The 6,000-nt window shown below is 48.2% G+C and carries 7 protein-coding genes; all 7 read left to right on the top strand.

Annotated features, from left to right (window positions below):
- The first annotated feature begins 69 nt into the window (after positions 1-69).
- The 7 genes from DW033_RS09115 to DW033_RS09080 all read left to right on the top strand — a co-directional run bounded on the left by DW033_RS09115 (position 70) and on the right by DW033_RS09080 (position 5,978).
- The gene (locus DW033_RS09115; RefSeq protein WP_117721674.1) at positions 70-648 is read left to right on the top strand and encodes a hypothetical protein; all 579 of its coding nucleotides are present in this window, start codon (positions 70-72) and stop codon (positions 646-648) included.
- A 264-nt stretch (positions 649-912) separates the two neighbouring features.
- Positions 913-1,110 (top strand): hypothetical protein, encoded by a 198-nt coding sequence (locus tag DW033_RS09105; RefSeq protein WP_117721672.1) that lies wholly within the window; start codon positions 913-915, stop codon positions 1,108-1,110.
- Positions 1,111-1,120: 10 nt separating this feature from the next.
- Entirely contained in the window at positions 1,121-1,672 is a 552-nt protein-coding gene (locus tag DW033_RS09100; RefSeq protein WP_117721671.1) for a hypothetical protein, read from the top strand.
- A gap of 30 nt (positions 1,673-1,702) precedes the next feature.
- Positions 1,703-2,545, top strand: coding sequence for an AraC family transcriptional regulator (locus tag DW033_RS09095; RefSeq protein WP_117945572.1), 843 nt, complete (start codon positions 1,703-1,705; stop codon positions 2,543-2,545).
- A 31-nt stretch (positions 2,546-2,576) separates the two neighbouring features.
- Positions 2,577-3,479 (top strand): RteC domain-containing protein, encoded by a 903-nt coding sequence (locus DW033_RS09090; RefSeq protein ID WP_118023843.1) that lies wholly within the window; start codon positions 2,577-2,579, stop codon positions 3,477-3,479.
- Between the two features lie 104 nt (positions 3,480-3,583).
- Positions 3,584-3,943: a helix-turn-helix domain-containing protein gene (locus DW033_RS09085; RefSeq protein WP_004309986.1), complete on the top strand. Its 360-nt coding sequence runs from the start codon at positions 3,584-3,586 to the stop codon at positions 3,941-3,943.
- Positions 3,906-5,978 (top strand): bifunctional DNA primase/helicase, encoded by a 2,073-nt coding sequence (locus DW033_RS09080; protein WP_118023844.1) that lies wholly within the window; start codon positions 3,906-3,908, stop codon positions 5,976-5,978. The genes DW033_RS09085 and DW033_RS09080 overlap by 38 nt, the downstream gene beginning before the upstream one ends.
- Positions 5,979-6,000 lie beyond the last annotated feature (22 nt).

Below are 6,000 nucleotides of genomic sequence, written 5' to 3'. Positions count from 1 at the left end.
CATTGGTAACAAGGAAAGATAACCCCTGAATGGTGTTCCTTTCCAAACCATTAGATGTAATTATATGACATGAAAATCTATGAGAATAAAATATTGAGAATACTTGGATTTATTTTTATTTGGATTTATGTATTCGGTGTGGGCATTTGCTTTGCTGCAAAATGGTATGCTATTGGAATATCAGGAGCTATCTTATTGGTTGTTTGGTTAAATTCCGGACTTATTGGTGATACTATTTATAAATATAGAGTAAAACAGGCTACAAAACAAATAAAAAGGTATGGAATACAATTATTTGTTGATTTAAACCAATGTAAAGTCACTACACAGAAATGGAATACCAAGAAATCAAGGATGCAAGAGCCTATCTTTCGGATATTCCATACATGGGAAATCCAATTTTGGAATGGTGTCAGTGGCTATTTATTCCCTGACATTTATCATAGTGAACAAATCGTGTCCACTACAATATACACCGTAACGTACACAACCAAATACAATGGAAAGACAAAAACATTTCGCAGTGATGTAATCTTGAAGGAAAAAGTTTCATTGGAAATACTATTGCAACACTATGAAATGACAACGATTTACATAAATCCGAAGAATGACAATCAATATTATTTTGATTTGGATTTTCTAAAATAGATACAGCTAACAACGCAGGATAACGGCAAGTCGTTCCCTGCTAACCATTAAATAAACAATGAGTTCGCCTACTATCTTTTATAATCTTGGGAAAATTACAGTTTGGCTTTGGTACAGACTGATTAAAAAGAAGAAATTCAAATACAAGGATATGATATTCCAATATCCGGGTTGGTTGTTTTGGGTTATCGGCTTGGGAATTGGAGTATTAATAATAGTATGCGGTTATTTTCTGCTTATCCGGCTTGAAAACCAAAGAACAATATGAGTAGCCTTATCACAGCAAAGAGATTTGGAAAAGTTCTAATATGGGTATGGAACAGATATATAAAGAAAGCCGCCATTCCTTTTGAAGAACTTGATTTCCATTACCTCGATTGGGCTTTCATTATTACAGGTTGTATCTTTTTCGGGGTTGTGGCAGGTGTTACCCTGCTTTATTTTGCTTTTATAAAACAATAGACTATTAACAATGAAAGCCCAACTAAAATACCCGATATTCAGCTTTGCCCCCAAAGGCAACATGATATACGTGTTTCGCAAGGAAGAACTGTACACAACGACCAATACCAAGTTGTTGAAGAAGCGGAAGAACTACATTGTTGTGGATGCAACCGGGACGAAATATGTTGAAAAGGGGGCGCACAAAGTGAAGTGGCAAGGGATGTTGGGATATTGTATCAGGATGCAGGGACGTGTGATTTCCATTGAATACGAGTACGGGGACAACCCCGAACCGTTCCCGTTACGGAAACTGCAAGAACTGGTAGCGGAACGATACCCCAAGACACGGTGGTTCAAGGAAGAATGCTGGAACAGCGCAGACGAGTTCCGGCAAGTGATTTTCGCCTGCAAGACCTTTGAGGAAGTGGCGGACATACTGATGCCCGAACGAAAAACGAGCGTTTGGCAACGCATTGAAGAATATTTCCTGCGGGCAGGTTTTCTTATGCTTGCCGCCATGTTCCTTTATCACGTGGTTTGGCGGCTAATCCAAAAGGTCTGGCTATGGGCTACCGGGTAACGTACAGGAAACAAATCAATTTATTCAGATATGGAACAACGGATTACACCACTATTGCTTCCCACTCCCGAAGCGGAGTTGGAAGCGTCCTGCAAGGAACTGGACGAAAAGGTAACATGGCTGCTGCACAACAGCCGGAAAATGGACAACTACTTGGAACTTGAACCGTTCAGCAAGGACGGGCGGCTGTGCGCCCACGTGTGCGACACGCTCAAAAGCCTGCCGGAAACGCCGACACTGGCGGCGTACAAGGACTACAAGGCAATCATCATTCTGCTGGGTATGTCCACCACACATTACGCCATACTGGACGAACTGGCGGAACAGCACCGCAAGCGGGACGACATACCCGAACTGACCGCCTACTGCGATGCGCTCCACTGGATGCGACCGGGACGGCAGTACCTATGCAACGTATACAACACGGTATGCCACGCTTTCCACCTGCTGCGGAGAAACCCGGTAAGGGACAACCGCCTGCTGGTGACGGAAAAGGAGCTGCGCCACGCCGAACGGATGCTGCCGGAACTGGGCAGGCAGACGTTCACCGAAATGGTACGTCTGAAAGGCTACATGGTCTATGATGCCGAGCAACTGGCGGACAAATGCGGCATGGAATACGGCTCGTTCCGGCGAAAGGTAAAGAAAATGACCGGGTACACGGCTAAGGAATGGGTGATAAAGGAACGGGTAAAAGACGTGGAACACTACCTGATGAACACAAACCTCACGCTTACCGAAGTGGCGTTCACCACCGGGTTCGCATCGACATCGAACCTGAACGACTTCTGCAAGGCGTATCTTTTAGATACCCCCGGAGAAATACGCAGAAAAGCGCAGGAAACAAGAAAATGCACAGTTACAAGAACGTAATGTGAAAAATCAAGAATAAAACAGATTTTTTATGCCCGTAACTTTGTGCTTCATAAAAGATAAGCACAAGATTATGGAACATAAGATACCGTTGGAAACATACTTCGCCGGACTGCTTCAAAAAGTGGAATGGCAGATACAGGAATACGAGGACACCGCAGCGGACACGCTGACGCTCTGCCGCCTGTGCGTGGACTACCTGCAAGAGATACTGGGCGAACTCAAAACCTTTATAATCTCCTACCCGTTCGCCAGCACGGAAGAAGAAATACACTTCTTCAAGGAACTGAAACCGCTTTTAGCGAGCAAAATCATCTATTACAACACCGTTTACAAGATAGAGGTGCGCTTCCCCAGCGGCAGCGAGGACGTGCAGCGGGACTACCTGCTGTCGGAAACCGACCGGATTTCAAAGTCGTTCCAGCGGAACTTGGCGTTCTACCAGTACCACCGCACGAAAGCCACCTACTTGGACAGGCAGTATTTCATGCGTGGGAAGCCTGACATACAAATCATTGTGGACAGTTTCTATTACGAAACAGACCCACAGTTCAGCACCAGTCACGACTTCAAGGTAGCCAAGATTTTAGCCAACGAACTGCTGGAAATATACCTCACCAACCGACTGCACGAACTGGAACGCCGGGAACAGCGCAAGCGGGTGAAGAACGGCTTCACAGGAAAGGTGCTACGCTGGACGGGGACGAAAAGGGCGTTGGTGGAGCTTGTCTATGCACTGGACGCCTGCGGCTGTCTGAACAAGGGAACGGTTGATATTAAGGAGATTGTAGCCTATTTTGAATACGTTTTCGACATCGACCTCGGCGACTTCTACCATACCTACATGGAACTCAAAGCCAAGACCAAAGACCGCACAGGCTTCCTCTCCACCCTGAAAGACAGGTTGCTGCTGCGCATGAGGGAACAGGATTAGGCAACCGTTCTTTAACAAAATTTATTTCGCCACAGGTGGGTTCGCCTGTGGCGTTTTATTTTTCAGGACACCCGAACTTTGCGGCAAATCAATTAGTTACCATTATGGAAATAATAACATTCGAGTCCAAAGCCTACAAGGAACTGGACAACAAAATTACTGCCATTGCCGATTACATATTCAATCATGTAGAAAAGGCAAAACAAAGTGAAGAAGATATGTGGGTGGACAGCTACGAGGTCTGCACGTTCCTGAAAATAAGCGAAAAGACCCTGCAACGCCTGCGGGTATCGGGGACTATCGCCTATTCCAACATCAGGGGACGTTATTTCTACAAGGTCAGCGAGATACGCCGGATGCTGGAAGAACGTTTGATTAGGAGCAACAAAGAGAACATCGACAACCTGATAACCAACCACCAACTGTATGCTAAGGAAAGAGGAAATCTTAGAAAGAACAAGTAACGGGCTGGCGGTATTCAAACACTACCTGCCCGGAAACTGGCGCATAGGTCGCAACTTCCTTAACCCGCTGTACGAGGACAGCAAGGCTTCCTGCAACATCTACTTCGACCGCCGGGGCGGTATCTACAAGATGAAAGACTTCGGCAACGACAGTTACAGCGGCGACTGCTTCTTCCTCGTGGGGCAGTTAAAGGGGCTGGACTGCAACCGGGCGGCTGACTTCGTGGAGATACTGGAAATCATCGACCGGGATTTGGGCTTGGGGCTGGCTTCCGGCACTCCGGTTTCCGTTCCCCCGGCAACCGTCCGCCGGGCAGAGCCGGACAAACCCGAAGAAAAGCCCGAAAAGCCCGTCAAGCCCTACCAGTTCCGGGAACAGAAATTTCCGCTTGCCGAACTGGTGTACTGGCAACAGTACGGCATCACGCCCGAACTGCTGGAACATTACAAGGTCTGCTCGCTCCGGGAATACAACAGCGAAACGGCAGAGGGCAAACCGTACACCTACACTTCATCGGTGGCAGAACCCATGTACGGCTACAAGGGCAAACAGTACATCAAGCTGTACCGCCCGTTCTCCACGCCCCGCTTCCTCTATGGCGGCAGCTTCGGCGAAAACTACTGTTTCGGGCTGGAGCAACTGCCCGCCAAAGGCGACACGCTATTCATCACGGGCGGCGAGAAAGACGTGCTTTCGCTGGCGGCGCATGGTTTTCACGCTATCTGCTTCAACAGTGAAACGGTGACGATACCGCCAACGCTGGTTTATCGGCTGACGTTCCGCTTCAAGCACATCGTCCTGCTCTTTGACATGGACAAGACGGGCAGGGAAAGCTCACGCAAGCAGGAAAAACTATTGGAAGAATTTGGCGTGAAACGCCTGCTGCTCCCGCTTCCGGGAACGAAAGAGGAAAAGGACATATCCGACTACTTCAAAGCCGGGAACACCCGTGAAGATTTCCTGAAACTGTTTATCGAATTTTTAGACAACCTGTATAGCGACACATTGATTATGCTTAAATCATGCGAGATAGATTTCAACAACCCGCCCGCCAAAGCGCAAGAGATTATTTCGGCGGGTGACGTTCCGTTAGGAACACAAGGCAACCTGTTCGGCATCACCGGGGGCGAGGGAACGGGCAAGAGCAATTATGTAGCCGCAATCGTGGCGGGCTGCATCTGCCCGGCTGGTGCGGAAGTAGATACACTGGGCGTACAGATAACCGCCAACGGCAGGCACAAGGCGGTCTTGCTCTATGATACCGAACAGTCGGAAGTGCAACTGTTCAAGAATGTAAGCAACCTGCTGGCACGTGCCAAACAGCCGGACAAACCCGATGAACTGAAAGCGTTTTGTCTTACCGGTATGTCACGCAAAGAACGCCTGAACGCCATTGTACAAAGCATGGATAAGTTCTACTACCAGTACGGCGGCATCCAGTTGGTCGTCATTGACGGCATCGCCGACCTTGTTAAGAGTGCCAACGATGAAGCGGAAAGCGTGGCGGTGATAGATGAACTTTATCGGCTGGCGGGTATCTACAACACGTGTATTCTGTGCGTGCTGCATTTCGTCCCCAACGGTTTGAAGCTGCGGGGACATTTGGGCAGCGAGTTGCAGCGCAAGGCGGCTACAATCCTTTCGATAGAGAAAGACGATGAACCCGCCCAGTCGGTAGTGAAAGCCCTGAAAGTAAGGGACGGAAGCCCGCTGGACGTGCCGCTGATGCTCTTTGCATGGGACAAGGAAGCCGGGATGCACGTGTACAAGGGCGAGAAGCCCCGTGAGGAAAAGGAGAAACGCAAGGAAAGGGAACTGGTGAATGTCGCACGTGACATCTTCGGGCGGCAGACACGCATCACCTACATAGACCTTTGCGAGCAGTTGCAGCAGGTCTTGGACATCAAGGAACGCACCGCAAAGAGCTATATCCGCTTCATGCGGGAAAGGGACATCATCACCAAAGACACGGCGAACCAAAGCTGTTTTGTCATCGGTTCATATAATCTTCGATGGAACACAGGTTGTCCATAAACGTATGGATAAAACTTGTGTA

The sequence above is a fragment of the Parabacteroides sp. AF39-10AC genome (genome assembly GCF_003635405.1).
Classification (GTDB): domain Bacteria; phylum Bacteroidota; class Bacteroidia; order Bacteroidales; family Tannerellaceae; genus Parabacteroides; species Parabacteroides distasonis.
Note: the sequence above shows the minus strand (reverse complement) of the source record. Positions and strands in the feature narration are given on the sequence as shown.

Coding starts and splice junctions, on each gene's coding strand:
- DW033_RS09115 (WP_117721674.1), top strand. CDS start 70: ATGAAAATCTATGAGAATAAAATATTGAGAATACTTGGATTTATTTTT.
- DW033_RS09105 (WP_117721672.1), top strand. CDS start 913: ATGAGTAGCCTTATCACAGCAAAGAGATTTGGAAAAGTTCTAATATGG.
- DW033_RS09100 (WP_117721671.1), top strand. CDS start 1,121: ATGAAAGCCCAACTAAAATACCCGATATTCAGCTTTGCCCCCAAAGGC.
- DW033_RS09095 (WP_117945572.1), top strand. CDS start 1,703: ATGGAACAACGGATTACACCACTATTGCTTCCCACTCCCGAAGCGGAG.
- DW033_RS09090 (WP_118023843.1), top strand. CDS start 2,577: ATGCCCGTAACTTTGTGCTTCATAAAAGATAAGCACAAGATTATGGAA.
- DW033_RS09085 (WP_004309986.1), top strand. CDS start 3,584: ATGGAAATAATAACATTCGAGTCCAAAGCCTACAAGGAACTGGACAAC.
- DW033_RS09080 (WP_118023844.1), top strand. CDS start 3,906: ATGCTAAGGAAAGAGGAAATCTTAGAAAGAACAAGTAACGGGCTGGCG.